Origin of the sequence: Streptomyces sp. NPDC058257, from assembly GCF_042881845.1 — a bacterium.
In the GTDB taxonomy this organism is placed as follows: domain Bacteria; phylum Actinomycetota; class Actinomycetes; order Streptomycetales; family Streptomycetaceae; genus Streptomyces.
On record NZ_JBHVXJ010000001.1, the window covers coordinates 86,000 to 107,280 of the forward strand.

The window sequence follows — 21,281 nt, forward strand, 5'->3', positions numbered from 1 at the left end:
GCCAGTCCGGTAGCACCCTTGCCGCATCGCGGGACCTCTGCAAGACAAAGGTCGAAGACGCGCGGCCCTGTCCGCGCCAGTCAGGACACCGCAGCCATTAGCAACATCTCCACACCGCGTCCTACAGACGCAAACATCCATGCGCTTCGGGCCAAGCGGACCCGCAGGAGCACTCACCCCCAACCGCCACCCCCTCCGACCTGCACCGCATCCCGCCCCAGCGTTCAACCTCTGGATGCCGTGCGCACCGAGACATGGACTCCCCGCAGACATGGGGTCGGTGAAAGCCGTCAAGGGGTCGAGCGGGAGCACGGCCCCTGGACGAGTATTCGGACAAGGGGCGGAACAGCGCGACCCCTAGCCTCGTACACCAGACCAGGCAGCGGAGATGCTCCCTGGGAGCAACCGGATCGGGTGACCATCCGTCCACCCCCGGTTGACGTCGCTCCCAGACTCCCGCTCCCTGGGAGCATAGGGAGCGGCTCCCCGCTCCCAGAATTGCTCCCAAACACGAAGTAGGGGCCATCCGAAGATGGCCCCTACCTGCGACGTTTCCGTCGGGACGACAGGATTTGAACCTGCGACCCCTTGACCCCCAGTCAAGTGACCTAGTACGGCACGGAGTTCTGAAGTCCCGTTGGCGCCTGTACAACGCCGTACGCGGCAGTACGGCGCCGCTAGTACCCCTTAGGTGGCGCGGAGCTAATGTAGTGCCCCCTCGTTTCAAGGCCCTGACCCGCCCGCCACCATCCAGTGACCCTCCGCGCTCCAGCCCAGGAAGCGGCGGCCAGTCCCCGTGTCCGCTGCCCCACCCGCAGCGACCTGGTGCAGGCCCACCAGTGCGGGGGCCAGGCGTGGGGCCACGTGGGCAGGGTGGCGGGCCACCTCCTCGTCCAGCGAGGCCAGGAAGGCCGCCTGTTCGGCAGGAGTGCACCGGGAAATGTGAAAGAGCATTTGCCGCCATGCGTACGCGGCGTCCTTGACGGTGCGCAAGGGGCGTGGGTTGTCGTGCACACGGGCAGTCAGGCGGCACACGGCGACGAAGGCCCGGCGGGCGAGGTCGGGCCAGTCGGGAGAGATGCCGACGTGGCGGGCGAGGACGGCCAGGTTATGGGTGGTAAGGATCTGGGACTGCTCGATCACCATGCCGCTGGCCGCCACGGACCAAAAGTCGGCCGAGGCTCCGGGCCGTGGGGTGCCGGTGGCTCGGCCGACGCACAGTTTGGCGAAGCCGGGGGAAGTGCGGGCACCGTACGAGCGGTTGAGAGCGTCGGACGTCTCGATGATCGCCAGGTTACGGAGCGCCGCGTAGTCGATTCCGTAGTAGCGCTCGTACAGGGTGCCGCCCAAAAGCTCGGCGGCGACGCGGGCCGACTTGAGGAATTTCGGGGTGAAGGAGCCCATGAAGATGTCGGCGGCCAGTTCCTCCACGAAGGGGGCCTTCAGGTCGGCCTGGTGAGCGAGGACACCGAGTTCGCGGACAAGCGGGTTGGGGAGGATCGTGCCGGGGAAACCCTGCACGGCCAGTTCGCCCAGCTGCCGGAGCGCGATGAGGGCGGGGCCCTGGCCGGTTCCGGTCTCCGACGAGCCGTCTGCTGACCGGCCGCTCCCAGTCGCGTCACCGCGCTGACCGGACAAGGCTCGCACCCACGGCAGTTCCTCCGTTCGTACCTGCCGCTCAAGGTTGAGCAGCAGCAGGGAGCGGCGGTTGCGGAATGCCCGGTAGTTCGCGGACATCAGTGTCCGAAGCGACGCGTCGCTGTACTGGTGGGCGGTGGTGACGGCGACGAACTGTGGCACCAGCTCGGCCATGACCTCGGCAGAGGGGACGACGCTGCGCTCCACGAGCGTGCTGAGCGGGGCGCTGAGCGCGGCCTCGACCGTCCAGCGGATCGATGCAGGGATCGCCGTCCCGGCGGGCAGGCCGGTCTCCCGGTACTCCTGCTCGCTCACTTCGGCGATCAGCAGCCCGGTATCGGATACCCCTTCGCCCTGGGGCAGTTCGGAGCAGCGCCGCATGACCAGATGGGCGAGCGCATAGTGGGAAGGGAGTGCCGTCTGCCGGGCCTGCCGGTGGCGGAGTGCGTGGTGCGGCGGGGAGCCGGGGGTGCCGCGGCGCCGCACCATCGACTCGGCAGCGTGCTGCAGCAGGCCGAGCCGACGGGCGTCGAGGGGGCGGCCGGTGAGGGTGTCCTCGAGTGCGGTGCGCAGGATCGAGAGGTTCTCCTTGGGGCTGCGGTGCTTGCCGCACAAGCGATGCTCCGCGGCCAGCTGGTGGTAGCGAGCCAGCAATGCGGTTCCGCGCCGGTGACAGTCGGCGTCCGGAGTGGTGTCGAGGACGCGGCCGGGTCCGGCGGTCTCCAGCCACAGGGTGAGCAGTTCGTCGCCGAACGGCTGCCAGACGGTGAGAGCTTCATGCTGCGTCTCGACGGCCGTGTTCGGGCGTCGCCGGGCGAGGGTGGCAGCTGTGTCGGCCACGGTGCGCCGGTGCACGGAAGTGATCACGTCGGGTACGGCCCGGTCGGCGGGGCGGGGAAGGAAGCGCAGCCTGTCCGCGAACGGCTCCAGCTCGGACACGAGGTCCAGCGCGGCGGCCCCGTCCCCGGAACGGGCCAGCCATGCCACGGTGAGCAGCGCGGCCTCCTCGGGCACGGTCACCTCGTAGCGGCGGTCGTCCAGCAGGCTGAACAGCCAGGTCAGTCCAGGTTCGGAGAGGCAGCACGCGAACAGTGCCCGCCGGTCAGCCGGAACTCCGAAACGGCGGGCCGCCTCCGTCTCGTACGGCTGCAGCGGCCCCCCGGCGCTCACGGCGCCCGTGGCGAACCCTCCCCGCACTACCTGCGGGGTCACCCATGCCGGAAGGTCCTCCACCGGCTTGCGCGAACCGATCGTCAGCCGGCCCGAAGCCATCCCTGCAAGCACCGCCCGCCAGTGCTCTACGCGCTCCTCGGCCCGGCGGCGGGTGTCGGGGTCGCGATGGGTCAGTGCGGTGGCGAACGCCTTGGCCAGCTGACCAACTACATAGCCGGGGTTCGCGGTGTGGGGCTGCTGCTCGGTGTCGTCATTCATAAGCCGACGTGGCAGGTGCCGCCCCTGCGCCCTCCGGGTCCGGAGCCCGGTGCTCTACTGCTGAGCTACACGCCGTCGGGAGCGAGCCTAGGCATCCGCGCCTCGCGGCCTCAACCCTATTTCCGGCAACCCAGATTACCTGCGGCATCAAGCTTCCCCTTGATCACGGGCACCTGGCGACCGGGACGTGAGCCCCCGAAGGAGTCTGCCGAGTCCGCACCCCGCGGGACAGGGACATGGCGGCCACCCTGACGTACCCTCTCCTCTGCTTCCCTAACCGCCATCGCCCGCCACAACCCGCTGAGTCCAAAGGCACGTTCGGACTTCTGGACATCACTCCCGCCCTACCAGGCAGGACACCGACCTCACCGCGAGGATCTCCATACCGCGTCCTACAGACGCCAAAGTCCACTCGCACCCCGGCAAGGGGACCCACAGGAGCGGTCCCCCGTTATGTTTTCTGCGGTCCTGCAAGAGGGCCGCTGGCCTCCGGACCCGGCATGACTGTTCCCCCCCTGTCGAACCGATGACAATGCCGTTGCATTAGTGGTCGTGCCACCGGTGGTTCAGCGTGACGACGACCGGTAGGCGACGACAGCTGGAGGGCTCGTCGGGGGTTTTGCTGCCGTACCCGGTGATACATGACCGGATCTTGCGCGGGCAGTCACGGGACCGGCGGCGAGGCAGAAGACTGCGTCCAATCTCGGCAAGGCCGAGGTGCCGGTCACGTCTGCGGGCGGAGGGGAGAAAAGCCGCTCGGCGAGATCACCGTGCGGCGGATGACATGCAGGGCCCGGATGAACGAGGTCCGCTCGGCGGTGCTGTGGTGCATCCTGGCTGCCTCGTCCAACAGGTCCCGGGTGGCATGGTGCACGATCAGGTGCGCGTAGATCTCCTGGTGCACCCCGTCGGGTATCTGCGATCTGAGCACTGGTCTGCCGCATTGGTGAGTCTTGATCTCGTCGAAGACCAACTCGATCTCCCAGCGCCGGGCGTAGAGGACGGCAAGTTCTTCGGCGGGGTACTTCTCATGGTCGGTCAGGCTGGTGATCAGTCGGACGATGTCGACCTGCCCGTCGACGCGGTACTCAATCACCCGCACCAGGGCCGGCGGGGCCTTGATGGTTCCGGTCGCTTTGCTGTGCTTGTTCGCCTCGATCCGGGCCAGGTAGCTGCCGTCGGGCAGGACGTCCTGGACCCGGCGGGCCTTGCGCCGTTCGATCCGCCACAGCAGATGAGTGCCTTGCTCCCGCAGTCGGTGCCAACGAGCCAAGCCCCACAAGCCACGGTCGGCGAGCAGCAGTGTGCCCTTCCCGACGTGAGCGTCCAACGCGTCGGAGACGATGCGCTCGGACTCCTTGAACCCGCCGACCACGGCGTCGAGCACCGCGTGGGACGAGCACTCGGCCACGGCGACAACTCGCGCTTGGGGATAGCCCATCGGGCTGCGCTGTGAGCCCGACTTGCCGAACACGTTGTTGTTCGCCGCGGAGTCGGGCACCGCCAGGAGTGTCCCGTCCAGGGCTAGCACTCGAAGTCCCCGGAACAGCTCTCCGTCACTGCCCAGAGGCCGGGCCACGGTCCGGAACAGATCCCGCATCACCGTCCACCCGAGTCTCTGCCGGGCTCTCGCCAGCGAGGACTTGTTCACCCCGCTCCAAGACCGCAGCCCCGGATCACCGGTCTTCACCAAGCGCAGAACTTCCAGGTAGTCGGCCTGTGGGAACAGGCACATCGCCAGGACGAAGTACACCGTGAACCGGGCGGACAGCAGACGCCGACGCTTCTCCGAGCGACCAGCCTCGCCGACCACCCGGTCCACCAGTTCAGGCGGGCACGTCCGAGTCAGGACGCCCAGCCCCAACCGCTCCAGACGGGATATCAGCACACCGGATCAACCGGCCGACAGCCTCAAAAGCAACGGCATTGGAACCGATGACCTGGGGGGTGGTGTCACCGGGCCCGAGAGGCGCCGTTGGAGACGCTGATGAGAGGTCCGACTACCGCCTGGCCGAACGCAATGCCCGGCCGTTCGCGGGCGGCAGGTCTGCATAACGTGGATGCACGCATACGACGCCAACGCCCTGGCCAGCACCGCACGAACCTCGTTAGGGAGGATGGGTTGGACGACATCGACGATGTGGGCGTCTTCCTCGGTCTGGACGTCAGCAAGAGCGCCCATCACGGGCACGGACTCACCCCGGCCGGGAAGAAGGTCTTCGACAAGCAGCTGCCCAACAGCGAGCCGAAACTGCGGGCCGTCTTCGACAAGCTGACCGCCAAGTTCGACACCGTCCTGGTGATCGTGGACCAGCCCGCCTCCATCGGCGCCCTGCCCCTGACCGTCGCCCGGGACGCCGGCTACAAGGTCGCCTACCTGCCCGGACTCTCGATGCGACGCATCGCCGACCTCTACCCGGGCGAGGCCAAGAATGACGCCAAAGACGCCGCGGTGATCGCGGACGCCGCACGGACCATGCCACACACCCTGCGCTCGTTGGAACTGACCGACGAGATCACCGCCGAGCTGACCGTGCTGGTGGGCTTCGACCAGGACCTGGCGGCCGAGGCGACCCACACCTCCAACCGGATACGCGGCCTGCTCACCCAGTTCCACCCCAGCCTGGAGCGCGTCCTTGGCCCGCGCCTGGACCACCAGGCCATGACCTGGCTGCTGGAACGCTACGGATCCCCGGCCAGCTTGCGAAAGGCCAGCCGCCGCAAGCTCGTTGAGGTGATCCGGCCCAAGGCTCCGCGCATGGCTGCCCGACTGATCGACGAGGTCTTCGACGCGCTCGACGAGTAGACCGTCGTGGTCCCGGGCACCGGCACCCTCGACGTCGTGATCCCGTCCCTGGCCCGTTCGCTCGCCGCTGTCCACGAGCAACGACGAGCTCTCGAAGCACAGATCGGACAGCTGCTGGAGGCTCGCCCTCTTTCCGCGGTCCTGACCTCGATTCCAGGGGTCGCGGTCAGGACCGCCGCCACCTTGCTGGTCACCGTCGGCGACGCCACCAGCTTCCCCACCGCCGCCCACCTGGCCTCCTACGCCGGCCTCGCCCCCACAACCAAGTCATCCGGGACATCTATCCACGGCGAACACGCCCCCCCGAGGCGGCAACCGGCAGCTCAAACGGGCGATGTTCCTGTCCGCGTTCGCCGCCCTGCACGATCCCGCCTCCCGCACCTACTACGACAAATGCCGGGCCAGAGGAAAGACCCACACGCAAGCCCTCCTCCGCCTCGCCCGGCAACGAATCAACGTGCTGTTCGCGATGCTCCGCGACGGCACCTTCTACCAACCCCGCACCCCACGCCTCGCTTGACGAAAAACATAGAGGCACCCCCCGCACCGGCCCGGCCCTGCGCCTGCCGAAAATGTCATCCATGCAGATCAGGGGCTTCATCGACGGTGCGGCAGGATGATTTCGTGTTGCTTCGTCTCGCCTACCTGACCGTCACCAACCTGTTCGCCGCCCTGCGATTGCTACCGATGAGCGACCGCGACAAGGACGCGGAGATACTCGCCCTACGTCACCAGCTCACCGTCCTTGAGCGACAACTCGGCACGGACCGCATCAAGTTCACTCCCGCGGACCGGGCGTTCCTCGCCGCTCTACTGATCCCCCTGCCACGCCAGGCCCTGCACCGACTCCGGTTACTGGTCCGGCCAGACACGGTGCTGCGCTGGCATCGCGATCTGATCAAGCGGCGCCACGCCCGCACCTGCCGACCGAAGAAGCCCGGACGACCGCCCACGGTCCATTCCATCCGCGTGCTGGTCCTGCGCCTGGTACGGGAAAATCCCTCGTGGGGATACCGCAGGGTGCACGGCGAACTCACCATGCTCGGCATCAAGATTGCCGCCTCCACCGTCTGGGAGATCCTCACCTCCAAGGGCATAGATCCGGCGCCCGACCGGGCAGCCACCACCTGGGCCGATTTCCTGCGCTCGCAGGCCGACACTCTCCTGGCCTGCGACTTCATCGAGACCGTGACTTTGACCGGCCAGCGCCAGTACATCCTCGCGGTCATCGAGCACGCCACCCGCCGCATCCGGATCCTCGGCACCACAGCCCACCCCACCGCGGCCTGGGTTGGCCCAGGCCGCCCGCAACCTGGCCATGGACCTCGCCGACGCGCAGGCCACACACACGTACCTGATCCGGGACCGGGACGCGAAGTACCCCGCCCTCTTCGACGACATCCTGACCAACGCCGGAATCCAGATCGTGCACACCGGCGTCCGGATACCGCGCATGAACGCGATCATGGAACGCTGGGCCCAGACCTGCCGCCACGAACTACTGGACCGCACCCTCATCTTCAACGAGCACCACCTGCGCCACGCACTCCGCCAGTTCGAACTGCACTACAACCACCACCGGCCCCACCAGGCGATAGACCAGGCAGCACCCCTACGCGCCGTTCCCGCACCACTCCCCCACGCACAAATCACCCAACTGAAAGTGCGCCGGAGAGACCGCCTCGGCGGAGTCCTCCACGAATACCAACATGCCGCCTGAACTGCGCGGATGGAGTTTTCGGCAGGCGCAATGTGCGTGGTCGTGGCAACGCCACCGCTGCTGCCTGGGTCCATGGTCGGCATGCGGAGGAGGCTGCACAGTTCGGCGACGACATGGGCGCGCTGCGTGCACTAGATCGCGCACGGTTCGCCTACGACTTCGCGGACCACACCAGCGAGCAGGCGTGGGTCCGCTTCGTCACCCCGTACCGAATGGACTCGCTCGCACTGTCCGTATACGGACAGTTGCGGCGGCAAGAGCTGACCACCACGGCAGACAGCGCGGTCAAACGCCTCGGAACTGGCCTATCAGATGGTGGCGTCGTCGTCCTCGGCGATCTTGCATCGGCGCTGCTACGTGGAGGCAACATCGACCAAGGAGTCTACGTGGCACAGCAGTTCGCCTCCGCGACTCAGGCCAAGCCCAACACGATGGGCAAGGAGCGGGCCCGGACGGTCGCCACTTGGCTCCCCGATAGTGAACAGGAACTCGCCTACCACCTGCGGCAGTTCGCGTCCTGAACCTGCGCCGACGTCTGATTAACCGCGAGGTTCAGAAGGCATAAGCGTCAACGCCGTCCGCCGCCGCTTCAGGACGCGGTCGTCTCCTCGACAACCCAGGACAGGTACGCCTCGGACCCACCGGTCACGGGAAGAGTGATCCATTCTGGGACATCGTACGGGTGCTGCCGGGCCACCCACGCGCCAAGCTCCGGGAGCCGATCCACAGTCGTCTTGTACGAGATCCGCCATTCTTGCGCAGTCTCGATGGCATCCTTCCACCGGTAGACGGCCGTGAACGGAGCGTCGATGTGAGCGCACGCCGCCAGCCGCCCCTCAACCGCACCTCGCGCCAACGCCTCCGCTTTGCCCTCGTCATCGACGGTCGTCTGCGCAATCACAACTTCGATGGCCATGCAACTACCTCTCCAGCTCGGTGTACTACGACCCTACCCAGCCGACCGGATGTCTTCAGCGCATGTCTCAGCTCGCGCCACGTGAGAATCCGTTCGCCGGATCGTGATCCTCGTAGCCCTCTCCCTGCTGAATACCGGCGAGTGCACATCCGCGACACCGGGCGTCGATCCGGACCGGCTACCGCCGCGCCAGCCGCTCGCACCGGCGGGCGGCAAGGCTCCCCCTCCACTCAAGCCCCTACACCTCGGCCGTGCATCCTTCGGCCCGGGATGCGCTGGTAAAGAGCAGCACCGGCCCGCCCAAGACAGCTGACACAGCGGGCCCTCCCCGGGTCTGGGGGCGATGTCACAAACGGCAGGCTCCGGTGCACTTACCTACAGAGGTCTTCCGCCAACGTGAAGCCTCAGGTCAACGAACTGGTGTGATCGTCTGACGTCGTTCTCGTGCTGGTCGTGGGCAGCAGTCTGCTGAGTGGATCGTCTGTCAGGACGGCTGGGGTGATCGCTGGCCATGGCCAGCGATCACCTGTTGAAGCGTTGGTCGATGGCGGCGCCGGTCATGCTGTCTACTACGCACCTGTCCACGTTGTGCCGTGCGGAGGTCTGGAAATGGACGAACTGCTCCCGCCGATCGAGCCATACGAACAGGGGATGCTCGACGTCGGTGACGGCAACCTCGTGTACTGGGAGGTCTGTGGCAATCCGGACGGCAAGCCGGCAGCCGTCGTCCACGGTGGGCCGGGGTCAGGATGCGGCGCCGGCGTGCGCCAGTACTTCGATCCGGACAGGTATCGAGTCGTCCTCTTCGACCAGCGCGGTTGCGGGCGCAGCCGTCCACACGCCAGCGATCCCCTCACCGACCTGCGGCACAACACCACTCAGCATCTGATCGCCGACATGGAACAGCTGCGCGAGCACCTGGGAATCGACCGCTGGTTGCTGTACGGCGGCTCGTGGGGATCCACGCTGATCCTGGCCTACGCCGAGACGTACCCGGAGCGGGTGTCGGAGATCGTCATTTCCGCTGTCACCACCACCCGGCGCTCCGAAGTCGACTGGCTCTACCGCGGCGTTGGCCGGTTCTTCCCTGTGCAGTGGGGACACTTTCTGGCGGGCGCCCCTGGCACACCGCGAGACGGCGACATCGTCGCGGCCTACGCGCGCCTGGTGGAACACCCGGACGCCACCGTACGGGAGAAGGCCACGGCCGACTGGTGCGCCTGGGAGGACGCGGTCCTGTCCGGGGAGACAAACGGCACCTCCAACCCGTACGGTGACCGCCCGCCATCCGCACAGCTGGCCCTCGTACGCATCTGTTCGCACTACTTCTCCCACGGTGCATGGCTGGAGGAAGGCCAACTACTGCGTGACGCCCACCGCCTGGCCGGCATCCCTGGCGTTCTGGTCCACGGCCGACTGGATATGGGCAGTCCGCTCGACACCGCCTGGGAGCTGGCCCGCGCATGGCCCGACGCCGAGCTGATCGTCGTCGATAGCGCGGGCCATTTGGGAAGCGACACCACACGTGCCCATGTACTCAAAGCCCTTGACCGATTCGCTCACCAGGGATGAGCCCGAACCGCAGTCACCATGGAGATCCAGGCGTCAGCGGTCGACTTCGAGGGTGGTCAAAACGAGCAGGGCACGCAGGAGCTGGGTGGCGCGGACGGGGTCGGTGCGGAGCTTGGGGAGGGACCGCCAGTTCTTGAGGTGGGCGTAGCCCTGCTCAACGGGTGCTCGTCCGATAGCGAGAACGCGGTTGGCGTCGTGCTGCGCGGCGGTGAGCTGGTGGGTGCGGGTGACGGTGTAGCCGGTGATGACCACGGGGTCGCGCACGTTGTTGTCCAGCCCGCGGAAGCCCAGGCCCGCCAGGGCCCCGAGACCGGCGCTGCGCAGATGGTCCAGGACATGGTCGTGGCGGGCGGCAGCGATGTCGTGCGGCCGGGCCGGGCGGCGGATATCCAGATCAGGCGGCCGTTTTCGTCGGTCAGGGCGAGGAAGCGCAGGCCGTGACGGCGGCGTTTACCAGAAAAGTTCCGACGGTTGGCCTTTCCGGTGCGGCGTTGGGTGGGGATGAAGGTGCCGCCGATCAGGACGACCTCCCCGCCTCGCGCGGCGACCTTCATCAAGGCTCGGTCCAGGCGCGGGGGCCTGCGCAGCGAGCAGGACGATCAGTTCGTCGCGCCAGCGGCGGACGGTGGACTCAGAGACGTTGTTGCCGCCGGCCATGTCGGCCAGCCGCTGGTCGTGGCGAAGGACGGCCAGGATGATCACTGCGACCTTCCCGGGCGGCAGGATCCGCCACCTTGACCGGATCGCCTTCAGGTGACGTCGCAGCAGGACGGCCAGTGGTTGACGGTGCGCGTGGACAGCGGCAAGCGGCACTAGTAGACAATGGGGCAGGTCCGGCGTGCTCGGTTCTCTTCACACTGCGCCCAACGGCCGTCGGGCACAGCACGGTTACGCCCGCGCAGCGCTATCCTGGACGGCGTCTCTCGTCACAGGTGGGTGGTGAACCGACTTCCGCAGCCAACCGCGGTCGACCATCCTGATGAGCCTCCCGCGCAGCGGCTCCAGCTTGGCCCGCACGCTGGCGTCCATCCCCCACCATCTCGCCGACCTGGCGGGCCATGACAGGCCCGGCGGCTTGCCGCACAGCCACGAGATCGCTGGTAATCCGGCGGCAGCGCGGTCTCCTCCACACTCGCCGCTCGGTGCGGGATCAGCATCACCGCCTGCCTGCCCACCTGCCCCAGCACCGGCACCGGCACCGGCACACTCCTGGACGAGCTGCTCGCTCACCCGCTCCAGGACCCGTTCGGCGACGGCGAGCTCATCACGTTCGCTCCGCACCTCCACCAACTGCTCGGCCAGTTGCTCTTCAAGTTCGTCCAGCTCCGTCCGCCGTGCGGTGATCCGTTCAGCAGCTCGGGATCCATACACCGGATCGTCGAAAGCAACCCCGTCACCTTGAACGGGAATCCGCTGTGGCTCGGGACCATCCCCGCGGGTGCGGGGAGCACGAGGGCGCCCGCACAGACGCGGCCACCTGCACGGGACCATCCCCGCGGGTGCGGGGAGCACACTGCTCGACCTGCTGTTTTGTCAGCCTGCAGAGCCGTTTCGGAGCAGTTTCTCCGAATCCGTCAAAAGCGACAAAAGGGTCACAGTGTCAGGTCAGCCTTTGCCGAATCGGCGGCGCTTCGCGGCGTTGCTCCAGCCGGGTTTCGGTGTGGCGGAGGCCGGTGGCGTCTGTGTGTTCGGGCGGCGGATGAGGGTCAGGCCCTCGTGGTCGACGGGGTGCCAGGCGTGGTCGTGGGTGCGGAAGGTGAAGCCCTGTTCGTTGTTGGTGGTGTGGGCGAGCAGGGCGCGGCCCTGGCCCGCGTATTGCTGGACCTCGTTCCACAGGATGTCGCGGACGCGGGCGGAGGGGTTGCCGATGAAGACGCCTGCGGAGATTTCGAGTAGCCAGCGGGTGAGGAATCCACGGAGTCCGGGTGGGCAGGTGGTGAGGACGATGACGGTCACCAGATGACTGCCTCGTCCGCGTCTGTGGCCACCTCTGCGGAGCCGTAGTTCACTCCGGCTGTCACCTGGTGGCCGCGGTCGCTCTGGAGCGTCACGCGGTCCTGTTCACCGGCCCGGTCGTCAGCCGCAGTCGGGGTGCCGGGCAGCAGCAGGTGCTTGATGTCCTTGACGCAGCGGTCCAGGAGTCCGGTCTCGTTGATGCGGTCGCGCAGGCCGCGGCGGGTGCGGGGGCCGACGTCCTCGGGGCCCTCGGCCGCGGTGTCGAAGGCGAGGGGAATGCCGATCTCTGTCTTGTAGAGGTCTGCGATATCCAGGACGAAGGACAGTTCGTGTCCGGAGTGGACGAACCCGAGGCCCGGGCTGCATCCCAGCGAAGCGACGACGGCGTGGGCGATGCCGTACATGCACTGGGCTGCGGCGGTGATGCCCTGGTTGACCGGGTCGCCGCTGGCGAAGTCGCCGGGGGTGTATTTCCTGCCCTGCCAGCGGATGCCGGTGCGGGCTGCCTGGGCGCGGTAGCACTCTTTGACACGGTCGCCTTCGCGGCCCAGGAGCTGTTGACGGGTCAGACCGTCCGGGTCCTCGTCCGGGAAGCGCAGCCGGTACATGGCGCGGGCGACAGTGAGGCGGCTGCGCTGGCTCGCCCACTGGGTGGCCTGGGCTTCGACGAGTGCAGCTGAGCGGCTCAGCGCTCTGCCGCTGGCGTAGAAGCGCACGCCGTGTTCCCCTACCCAGGCGACCGCCGCTCCGATCTCACCGAGAACGCTCATCGCCTGGTGGGTGATGCGGGTGCCGGGCCCCAGCAGGAGGGTGGCGATGGTGGCGCAGGGGATGTGGGTGGTGCCGTCGGCGTCCTCGACGGTGATGGCGTTGGCGTCCCGGTGGACGGTGCAGCGCTCCAGGTAGATGAAGGAGACCCGCTCGCCGGTGCGGGTGAGGTGGCGCGGGGTGAGGGCGGCACGCTTGCCGACCGTGGGCACCTCCTCACTCCCCGGGCGCAGAAGGCGTCGGGATGGGGGCCAGGGTCATGAGGCCGCAGCCGTACGCCTTGGCCTTGCCCAGCCCCTGGGTAAGGGTGCGGCGCAGGGCGTCGGGGTCGGTGACTTCGAGGCGTCCGTCGAAGGTAACCGTCACGACCTTCACCCGGTGGGCCGGTGACCGGTCTTCGCGGGATTTGGCGAAGGACAGGGCGCGCTCGTCGCGGACGGTCAGTTCGTAGCGGTCGCCGTGGTGAGGGTGGTTGTGGTGGGTGGTGCCGACGGGCAGCAGGCGTTGGTCCGCAGGTTTTTCCAGGACGCGGAAGCCCGAGCGTTCCTGGCGTTGGGGGTCCAGGAGCCAGCCTTGCTGGTGGACGGGGGTCAGGTGCGCGGTGCGTTTGGTGGGTTCGCCGTCCTTGCGCCGGATCTGGTGCACCGGGTTGGCGGTGAGCCGGAAGGCCCAGACGCCCCCCGTGGCGAGGCGGTCGAGGAAGGGGGTGTACGGGCGGCTTTGCCAGCCGGGGGTGTCCGGGTCGAGGGCGGCGGCCGGCCAGCCGGCCTGCTCCACGAGGTGGGTCAGGTCGGGCCGGTGGGGGCTGACGACGTACAGGAAGACCTCGGCCCGGGCGTTGTGGTCCAGGCGCCACAGCACTCGGGGCCCTTCAATGCCGGCCGTGCTGGTGGTGGGCAGCAGGCCGGGGAAGGAGGCCATGACGGCCGCGTGCAGCGACTGGGGTGAGGAGAGCAGGCGGCGGGCGCCGGGCCGCGCGGTGTTCACACGGAAGCGGGTCAGATACATCAGAGGGTCTCTTCCTCCACGGCGTCGAACGGGTCATGGTGCGGCACCGGGCGGGCGGCGGGCTTCCGGGAAGCCACGGCGCGCGGGTTGGGCACCTCCACGGTGGTGCTGACCACGGAGCGCAGGGCGTGACGCCGGTGCGCGGCAGCGAAGCTGAGGGGCTGATCGCGCAGGACGTCCCCGTGCTGTTCGCCGGGGACCGGTTCCCGCGACACGACCAGGGACACCGTGGGTTCCTGGCCGCGCAGGCGCTGGTACCAGCCGGCGGCCTGCCAGGGCTCATCGCGCAGGGCCGGGGAGAGGGAACTGTCGCGGGTGCCGAGTTCCACCGGGAGGGCCGGTGGGCAGGAACGCCGGCCGAGGAAGAGGGGGTGGGCGGGCGTGCGCAGGGCGGTGTGGAGGTCGTCCAGGAAGGGGCCCTCGCCTTCGAGGGCGGCGACGAAGACGGCGTCGGCGAGGTAGAAACGCTCGGACAGCGGCATGGATTTGCCGGTGACGGCGTGGTGAGCGGTCTGGAAGTCCCTTACCCGGGTGCCGGGTTGGTCGATGCGGACGCCGAAGCGCAGGGCGGCCAGGCGGGCCAGGCCGGCGTCGTCGCCGCGGTCAAGGCCCTGGGCGGCGGCGAGCATGCCGATGACGCCGCTCTTGGTGGGTGCGGATTCGGTGGTGCGGCGCACGAAGCGGGCCGATGCCCCCCAGGCTTGCAGGGGGCCGGCCAGCCGCAGGAGCAGGACACTCATGCGGGCTTGTCCAGGCGCTCGGCGACGGCCTGGCCGACCGCCTCGACCAGTTCGCTCAGCCGGTGGGCCTGCGTGCCGAGGCCGGAGAGCTGCTCGGTGTTAGGTCCGACCCGCAGGATCCAGGAGAGGGTGGTCTCCTCGTCCCCGTAGGCGCGTTCCACGTCCGGGACATACTCGGCCAGGCGGGCCACCGCTTGGCGCAGGTGCCCGCTCTCCCCGGTGACGGGTTCCTCGAATGCGGCGACGTAGCTGATGGGCCGGGTGGTGCGCAGTTTGACGATCACCGCGTCGGGGAGGGTGTGGTTCCCGAACGTGTTGATCTTTCCGGTCGGCAAGGATTCGAGGAAGCTCTGGACGAATGCCTCCACCGCGCGCCGCACGGGTGCGGTGCGCGGTTCCTCCTCCCGCAGTCCCTCCCCGAGGTTCTTGGCGAGCTGGTGGACGCTGAGCGCCGCGTAGCGGTAGAGGGTGGAGGAGTTGAAGTCGACGGTGCCGATCATTCCGGCGCCCGATTCAGCGTCGGTGTTCTGATCGTCCACGGCCGTGTAGTAGTCGGACTCGGACTCGACGCGGTGCACGCTGATCGCGTGGGCGACCTGGACGGCGGCATCGACGTTGAAGTCGGCGGAGTCGGCGACCATGCGGCCGAACAGGGCGATGTCGACGGAGTGCCGGGTGTCGGCGATCTCCCGGGCGCGCGCCTTGGCGTCCTTGTCCTTGAGGAAGGTCTTGATGTCGGCCGCGCCCTCGACGGCCAGCGCGGCCAGACCGTCGAGCTGGCGTGCGCTGAGGAACATCAAGTACTTCGACTCCGGCGCCGGCTCCTGGCCGCCGTCCTTGGCGGCATCGGTCTTGGCGGCCTCGGTCTTGCGTTTGGGTGCCTCGATCTTGGAACCGGTGGCTCCCTGGATCACTTCGGCGGCGAGCTGGAGGGCCTCGGCGCCCATGAGGGCGGGATCGAGGGCGGTGATGCGGGCGGCGAGGACTTCGGCGACCTTCTTCGTCCGTACCCCCAGTTCGCTCGGGTCCAGGAGGTGTTCCTGGCTGAAGTAGGTGCGGGTGGCGCGCTTCCAGGCCTGGCTGGAGACGCGGGCCCGGGGTACCCCGCCGTAGACGGCTGACTTCGGCTGCCCGGTGTCGTCCCGGTTGAGGTTGCTGGGCGGCACCGTCTGCAGCGCGTGCACGTCGAGGAAGATGCGGTTCACGAGGCGTCCTTGTCCGTGAGGTCAGTGATGTCGTCGGTGCCGTCAGGAGCAGCCGGGGCGTTCGCCTGGTTCTTCTGGGAATCGCAGTAGGAGTGGAAGGACCGTCCCCAGGCCCGGCGTACGGCCTCGCGGCCGGTGGGGTCCTGCCAGCCATAGAGCTGCCCGGCCAGCAGGGCGTAGTCCAGGGGGATGTCTGCGCCTCGCAGCAGCAGGACGATCTCGCGCAGACGCTGGGCCAGAGCGGGCAAGCCGGGTGCGGTGCCGACGCGGACGAAACGCTTGCGGATGGGCTCGGCGATCTCGCCCGGCGGCATCAACTGGCGCACCGCGGCACCCAGTCCCCGGGGCGCGGTGCGCGAGCCGGGCCGGTGCATGAGGGTGGAGCGGGACTGCTGGTGCAGCGCCCACAGGGTCAGCGCCACGTGCACCGCGTCCTCGGCGCGGAGCAGTTCGTCCTCGCGCAGCGGCCGCCCGCCGTCGGCGGGCCGGTCGTGGAGGACTCCGGTGTCGGCCAGCCCCCACAGATCGGGCACCTGGGAGAACTCCTTGCCCGCGCCCCGGCGCAGCCGGGCCAGTGCCCCCACCGCGTGGGACTGGTCGCCCAGATACCCCCGTTGTAGCGGGACGATGATGTAGCTGGTGAGCGTGCTGACGCGCTGCGCAGGGGTGGGGGGTGCGGTGGTGGTGGTCATGCGGGCACCTCCGGTGAGGAGTTGGGCTCTTGTACGGAGCCGTCGTCCAGCGGCCGGTCAAAGGGGTAGGGATCGCTGAGGGCTCTGCTCAGGCGGATGCGGAACCACTTGTCGGCGAGCGCCGAGTTGAGCCACTCGGAGCCCTTCTTCGTCGCCACCACCCGGCCTTCCCATGCGGCGTCACCTGCCTGGTTCATGAGCTGTTCGCCCAGGCGCCGCAGGTGCTGGTGGGCGTCCTGCTGCCAGCGGGTGCGGTGGGCGTCGGGGTCCTCGCCGGTGGCCAGGTCGCGCAGCCAGAGGCGGTAGGGACCGTCCAAGGTCGCGAAGCCGAGGCTGCGGGCGGCCGTGCGCGGGCCTTCGTTCTCGCTGCCCGCCGCGCGGGCCAGATCCGTGGCGAGATCACCGAGAACGGTGACCGCCCGCTCCGCCTCCCCGACCGCGTCGATGGCCTGGCGGGCATACACCCGCTCCTGCCGGTGCAGCAGCACCACGGCCATGGCCAGCCGGTCGTCGACGACCTCGTCAATCACCGACTGCTGCGTCCCATAGACCGCCCCCACCACGCGCGCCCGGATCAAATAGCCGCGTGGCAACTCGCCCTCCGTCACCAGCCGGGCGACCCACTCCAGGATGCCCGGCCGCAGCATCTTGGCGGCCTCACCGCCCTGACCGGCCTCGGCCCGCCCCGCCACCAGGGCTTCGATACCCCGCCAGGCCGACCGGGCCGGGTCATGCTCCCGCGGCAGATACACCAGCGGCTCGCCGCGCTTCTTCTCCTGCGCCGGGCTCCTGCGCCAGGCGGTCATCGGCTCCTCGCCTTGCATGTTGTGCGCGGCGAGCGGATCGCCATAGCCCAGCACGACGCCGTAGGCGCCGTCCGTGTCGAAGCGCAGGCGCAGCCGGCGGGACTGCCAGGTGTACAGGTCACACACGCCGGATGGACGCGTGCGGCCCGACGGACCGGGGCCGCACGGCTCGCGCCGCCAGACCGGAGCGTCGTCGCCGGAAAACCGCACGCCACTGATGTCGGCGGCGACCAGATTCAGCAGCAGGGTCTCGCGCAGCGTCTGGCCCTCGGCGAAGACCCCGCCCAGCGCGCCCGCCCAGCCGACCCCCAGCGGGTACACCTTGCCACCCTTGACCCGGTGATCGCCCTCGATGCCCGTCTTGATGCCGGAGGTGTCATAGGCGTGCGCGTGCACGACCCAGCGGGCCGCCTCGGCGAAACCGAGCCGATCGACGGCCGGCATCCGGGAGGTGAAGAACGGCTCCCCGTTGGGGACATCCGCGACGATCCGGTTGAGTGAGAACACCTCGTCGCGCACGGTGCGCAACTGTGCGACCTGGAAGAACGGCGTGGAGGGGTGCAGCAGGTCGAACCGCTCACGGTGCTCGTCCAGATAGGCGGCCACCGGGGCGAAGCAGTCCTCGTCGGCCCACAGGCGTGCCCAGTGCTCAGTGTCGCGCGGGCCGCCCAGCGCGTCGTGGGCCAGCGCGAGCAGGAGACGCATCAACGCGAACTCCTGGGTGGGCAGATCCCCCACCACGCCCCGGAGTTGGCCCGCACGGGCGAAAACATCACGCAGTGACAGTTCGTCCTGTACGCCGTTCTCATACAGCACCGGGATCCACGGCCGGCTGGTCAGGTCGAACGTCAACACGCCGTCTAACGCGGCTGGTTCACCGGATTCAGTCACTGCTCACCTCGAGGCCGTCGCTTGGGCTGTAGCGAAGTGCGAAGCCTGCCAGAGAGGTCTGACAATCGGCGTCGAGCGCCAGAATCAGCTGGCCGGCCAGCCAGTGGCTGTCCTTGCCCTGCCAGGCCGGTATATAGAGTTCCTCCAGTTCGGCGATCGCGCGGTCCGTGACCGCGGCATGCGAGAACTGGATGGGCAAGCGCAGATCGCAACTGGCCGCGGCCCGCGCCGCAGCCGCCCTCGGAGGCCGGTCGGTGGGCAGTTCCAGCCCGCCCTGGCCCTTCGCGAGCCAGGGCAGGGTGGCCAGCGACCCATCAGCACGCCGCTGTACGACCACCACCTCCAGGCTTTCCTTGCTGTCGCGGACCTGGGCCCGTCCGGCCCGGGTGTCGTCCGCATCGCCCACGCCCGCCGCGATCCACCCCATCAGCGGCCGGCCCGGCCGCCCCACCGCATCCAGCCGGAACACCTCCGCCCGCCCGGCCTGCTCCACCCGGTGCTTCGCGTGCCGCTCCCCCGCCGCGGCCATCGCCTCGGACCACACTGCGGGGCCGACGGGACAGTCGGCGTAGGCGCCCTGGACCAGGGGGCTGATATCCCCGGGCAGCCGCACGGGCCGCCGCGCTCCCTCCAGGTGGGGCAACAGAACAGCAGCGGAACGCAGCAGCGCGTACGCCCCGTACACGGCGACCGACCCGCGCACCGGCACCGGCACCTGCCCGCTCCAGTCGACACCGGTGACCAGACACCGCGCCTCACGCAGCCGCGCGGGACGCTCCGCCTGTCCGGTGCCGCGCCGGTGACGGTGCAGGCGTCCCATCCTCTGCAGCATCAGGTCGACCGGGCACAAGTCGGTGACGAGCAGGTCGAAATCGACGTCCAGGGACTGCTCGGCGACCTGGCTGGCGACCACGATGTGCGGCCCGGCCGGGCGCCGCCCCTCAGCTTTCTCCGGCGGCCCGAACCGGGCCAGGAGATCAGCGTCCTTCGCCGCCCGGTCCACATCGACGAAACACGAATGGGCCACGGTCACGGCCCGATCCCCGAAGCGCGCCCGCAGCACCCGGGCCGTCTCCAGAACCCGCCGGACCGTGTTGCGTACGACCAGAACGCAGCCACCGCCCTCCAGTTCGGCCGCCAGCCGCTCGGCCAGCACCATCTGGTCGTCGTCGATCCGCTCCAGACGGACCTCACTGCCCCGCGAGGAGGCCGCCGCCCCTTCGACGACCGGAACCTGACCGGGCGTCACGGCGGTCAGCAGCGGATAGGAGACAGCCTGGGCCACCTCCTCAAAACCATCCGGCGCTCCATCGGTCTCACCACCGGCTGCGGCATAGGCTTCGGCGAGCTGACGGCGACGGGCCGAGGGCAGCGTCGCGGACAGCACCACCACCGGCACCCGGTAGGCGCCCAGCCACGACAGCACCCGGTCCAGATAGACACTCATATACGTGTCATAGGCATGCGCCTCGTCGATCACCACGACCTTGCCCGCGACAGCGAGATGACGCAACGCCAGATGGCGGCTCTTGAGCCCGGCGAACAGCACCTGGTCCACCGTCCCGGCGACAAACGACGCCAGCATCGCCTTCTTGTGCCCCCGCAGCCACGCATGGGCCACCAACTCCGCCGGAGCCGACCGCGTCCCGTCCGAGGGCCGCCACCGTCCCGCCTCGCCGTCCACATCGACGGCAGCGATCTCCTGCCGGCCACTGCGCATCAACTCGGCGTACTCGTCGTTGAGAGCGGCCTTGGAATGCGCCAGCAGCACCGACCGCCTCTCACCCTCCCGCGCGGCCAGCCGGTCCAGCCACTCCAGCAGCCGCGGGAACATCGCGTTCCCGGTCGCCATCGTGGGCAGGGCGAAGAACACCCCGCCCGCGCCAGAACGGGCCGCGAAGATCTCAGCGACCACGAGCGCGGCCTCCGTCTTCCCCTCCCCCATCGGCGCCTCAACGATCATCAGGCCAGGCGCGGGTATCTCACGCGCCAGCCGCACCGCGGCCTCCTGCACTGGCCGAACCTCCGCCCCCGGCGGCAGAGCGAAACGCGACGCGAACACCTCCTGCGCGCCCCCGGCCGGTTCCTCGGCCCGCCACGGCGCAGGCAGCCGCAGCCCACGCCAGGCCGCGGCGACCCGCTCCTCACCGCTACGGGTCTCCTGCGGGAAATACGGGAACAGGTCCGGGTTGCTGGCGATCCAGTCGGCGACGATCACCACGGCGGTGAGCAGCACCTGCACGGGCTGCGCCAGCTTGACCGTCCGCCAGGCATGAAGCCGCTCCCGCACGCCGTACTCTGCGGCACACGCCTCCAGCAACTCCTCCTGCACCCGCCGCCACAGCTTTCCACTGGCCCCCGGCGACCGCAGCAGATACGGCCGGTCATACAGATCATTGAGCTGCCCGTGCTCCGGCGGCACCCCGTGATGGCCGCCCACAACGACCGCGAACTGCCCGCTCTGCCGGGCCGGCCAGCCCTGCCGCTCCTCCAGCCACTCGGCCAGCAGCACCTGCCCCGCCAGCCCGTGCGGAGCCATCTTGCGATCGGCCCCGAACTGCCCCCGGGTCTTCATCGCCAGACCCTGCCGACGCATCTCGTCGGCAAGCTGATCGACCTGGCAGGCAAAGGCCGGCGTGGCCTTGCCGATGTCATGCACCGCCGCCAGCCACACCACCAGCGACCGGCCGTCCTCCGCCCCGCCCGGCAACGCCTCAGCCGTCAGCGCCCGCACGCTCGCAGGCAGCCACTCGTCCCACAACAACCCGGCCACCGCCGCGCTGTCGTCCATGTGCCGCCACAGCGGCAGCCACCCCTCGGTATCCCGGTCGTGCTTCGCCCACACCGAACGCACCGGCCCCCCAAGCCGGCCCCCCAGCCCCGCACGTAACTCCCCCTCAACCGTCATGCCACAGGCATACACGCAAACCCAAGGCCACGGCAGCGATACAGAAAACACGCACCCCTGTACGAACAGATCACGGAGAATCCGGACAACAGCTCACAGCACGTCGTACCATCCGGCGTCGCACACACTCGGCACACAACTCCCCACCAGCACCGAGGGATCTACCAACCCCCATGCCCGTTTTGTCAGAATCGACGAAACTGCTCGAAACCAGCTCCCGGCAG

General features: G+C 68.9%; 12 protein-coding genes, 2 tRNA genes and 4 pseudogenes. 4 read left to right on the top strand and 14 right to left on the bottom strand.

The genetic code is table 11. From position 1 onward, the window contains the following. Positions 1 to 557: 557 nt before the first annotated feature. From ACFVXC_RS00350 to ACFVXC_RS00365, 4 genes are all read right to left on the bottom strand, one after another. Positions 558 to 637, bottom strand: a tRNA-Pro gene (locus ACFVXC_RS00350). Positions 638 to 723: 86 nt separating this feature from the next. Beyond that, positions 724 to 3,069, bottom strand: coding sequence for a hypothetical protein (locus tag ACFVXC_RS00355; RefSeq protein ID WP_389900192.1), 2,346 nt, complete (start codon positions 3,067 to 3,069; stop codon positions 724 to 726). Between the two features lie 3 nt (positions 3,070 to 3,072). Next, positions 3,073 to 3,144 (bottom strand) — tRNA-Arg (locus tag ACFVXC_RS00360). A 649-nt stretch (positions 3,145 to 3,793) separates the two neighbouring features. After that, a complete protein-coding gene (locus ACFVXC_RS00365) occupies positions 3,794 to 4,957 on the bottom strand; it encodes an IS4 family transposase (protein ID WP_389900194.1) in 1,164 nt (387 codons plus the stop codon). Between the two features lie 234 nt (positions 4,958 to 5,191). Here ACFVXC_RS00365 and ACFVXC_RS00370 point away from each other — a divergent pair. The 3 pseudogenes from ACFVXC_RS00370 to ACFVXC_RS00380 all read left to right on the top strand — a co-directional run. Then, a pseudogene (locus ACFVXC_RS00370) lies at positions 5,192 to 6,395 on the top strand (IS110 family transposase). A 104-nt stretch (positions 6,396 to 6,499) separates the two neighbouring features. Next, positions 6,500 to 7,595: pseudogene (locus ACFVXC_RS00375) on the top strand (integrase core domain-containing protein). A gap of 26 nt (positions 7,596 to 7,621) precedes the next feature. Beyond that, a pseudogene (locus tag ACFVXC_RS00380) lies at positions 7,622 to 8,116 on the top strand (transcriptional regulator); the annotation flags it as partial. Between the two features lie 68 nt (positions 8,117 to 8,184). Here the strand turns inward: ACFVXC_RS00380 and cutA are convergent. Then, a complete protein-coding gene (gene cutA, locus ACFVXC_RS00385) occupies positions 8,185 to 8,511 on the bottom strand; it encodes a divalent-cation tolerance protein CutA (RefSeq protein ID WP_389900196.1) in 327 nt (108 codons plus the stop codon). Between the two features lie 609 nt (positions 8,512 to 9,120). Here cutA and pip point away from each other — a divergent pair. Beyond that, positions 9,121 to 10,083: a prolyl aminopeptidase gene (gene pip / locus ACFVXC_RS00390; RefSeq protein WP_389901506.1), complete on the top strand. Its 963-nt coding sequence runs from the start codon at positions 9,121 to 9,123 to the stop codon at positions 10,081 to 10,083. Between the two features lie 33 nt (positions 10,084 to 10,116). Here pip and ACFVXC_RS00395 read toward each other — a convergent pair. The 9 genes and pseudogenes from ACFVXC_RS00395 to cas3 form a co-directional block, all read right to left on the bottom strand. Next, a pseudogene (locus ACFVXC_RS00395) lies at positions 10,117 to 10,637 on the bottom strand (transposase family protein). A 1,051-nt stretch (positions 10,638 to 11,688) separates the two neighbouring features. Next, entirely contained in the window at positions 11,689 to 12,039 is a 351-nt protein-coding gene (gene cas2e / locus ACFVXC_RS00400; protein WP_389900198.1) for a type I-E CRISPR-associated endoribonuclease Cas2e, read from the bottom strand. Continuing rightward, positions 12,036 to 13,019 carry a type I-E CRISPR-associated endonuclease Cas1e gene (gene cas1e / locus ACFVXC_RS00405; RefSeq protein ID WP_389900199.1) on the bottom strand — a complete coding sequence of 328 codons (984 nt, stop codon included), beginning with the start codon at positions 13,017 to 13,019 and terminating at the stop codon, positions 12,036 to 12,038. Before cas1e ends, cas2e begins: the two co-directional genes overlap by 4 nt. Positions 13,020 to 13,023: 4 nt before the next feature. Next, complete coding sequence (cas6e, locus tag ACFVXC_RS00410) at positions 13,024 to 13,815, bottom strand: type I-E CRISPR-associated protein Cas6/Cse3/CasE (protein WP_389900200.1); 792 nt, start codon at positions 13,813 to 13,815, stop codon at positions 13,024 to 13,026. Beyond that, the gene (gene cas5e, locus ACFVXC_RS00415) at positions 13,815 to 14,555 is read right to left on the bottom strand and encodes a type I-E CRISPR-associated protein Cas5/CasD (RefSeq protein WP_389900201.1); all 741 of its coding nucleotides are present in this window, start codon (positions 14,553 to 14,555) and stop codon (positions 13,815 to 13,817) included. The genes cas6e and cas5e overlap by 1 nt, the downstream gene beginning before the upstream one ends. Beyond that, the gene (cas7e, locus tag ACFVXC_RS00420) at positions 14,552 to 15,760 is read right to left on the bottom strand and encodes a type I-E CRISPR-associated protein Cas7/Cse4/CasC (protein ID WP_389900202.1); all 1,209 of its coding nucleotides are present in this window, start codon (positions 15,758 to 15,760) and stop codon (positions 14,552 to 14,554) included. The genes cas5e and cas7e overlap by 4 nt, the downstream gene beginning before the upstream one ends. Then, positions 15,757 to 16,452 carry a type I-E CRISPR-associated protein Cse2/CasB gene (gene casB / locus ACFVXC_RS00425; protein ID WP_389900203.1) on the bottom strand — a complete coding sequence of 232 codons (696 nt, stop codon included), beginning with the start codon at positions 16,450 to 16,452 and terminating at the stop codon, positions 15,757 to 15,759. The genes cas7e and casB overlap by 4 nt, the downstream gene beginning before the upstream one ends. After that, positions 16,449 to 18,113 carry a type I-E CRISPR-associated protein Cse1/CasA gene (gene casA, locus ACFVXC_RS00430; RefSeq protein ID WP_389900204.1) on the bottom strand — a complete coding sequence of 555 codons (1,665 nt, stop codon included), beginning with the start codon at positions 18,111 to 18,113 and terminating at the stop codon, positions 16,449 to 16,451. Before casA ends, casB begins: the two co-directional genes overlap by 4 nt. A gap of 28 nt (positions 18,114 to 18,141) precedes the next feature. Next, on the bottom strand, positions 18,142 to 21,057 hold the full coding sequence (cas3, locus tag ACFVXC_RS00435) for a CRISPR-associated helicase Cas3' (protein WP_389900205.1): 2,916 nt from the start codon (positions 21,055 to 21,057) through the stop codon (positions 18,142 to 18,144). Positions 21,058 to 21,281: the final 224 nt, after the last annotated feature.

Bases quoted from the DNA above. Each gene is read 5' to 3' on its own strand.
- ACFVXC_RS00355 (WP_389900192.1), bottom strand. From the start codon at position 3,069: ATGAATGACGACACCGAGCAGCAGCCCCACACCGCGAACCCCGGCTAT.
- cutA (WP_389900196.1), bottom strand. From the start codon at position 8,511: ATGGCCATCGAAGTTGTGATTGCGCAGACGACCGTCGATGACGAGGGC.
- pip (WP_389901506.1), top strand. From the start codon at position 9,121: ATGGACGAACTGCTCCCGCCGATCGAGCCATACGAACAGGGGATGCTC.
- cas6e (WP_389900200.1), bottom strand. From the start codon at position 13,815: ATGTATCTGACCCGCTTCCGTGTGAACACCGCGCGGCCCGGCGCCCGC.
- cas5e (WP_389900201.1), bottom strand. From the start codon at position 14,555: ATGAGTGTCCTGCTCCTGCGGCTGGCCGGCCCCCTGCAAGCCTGGGGG.
- casB (WP_389900203.1), bottom strand. From the start codon at position 16,452: ATGACCACCACCACCGCACCCCCCACCCCTGCGCAGCGCGTCAGCACG.
- cas3 (WP_389900205.1), bottom strand. From the start codon at position 21,057: ATGACGGTTGAGGGGGAGTTACGTGCGGGGCTGGGGGGCCGGCTTGGG.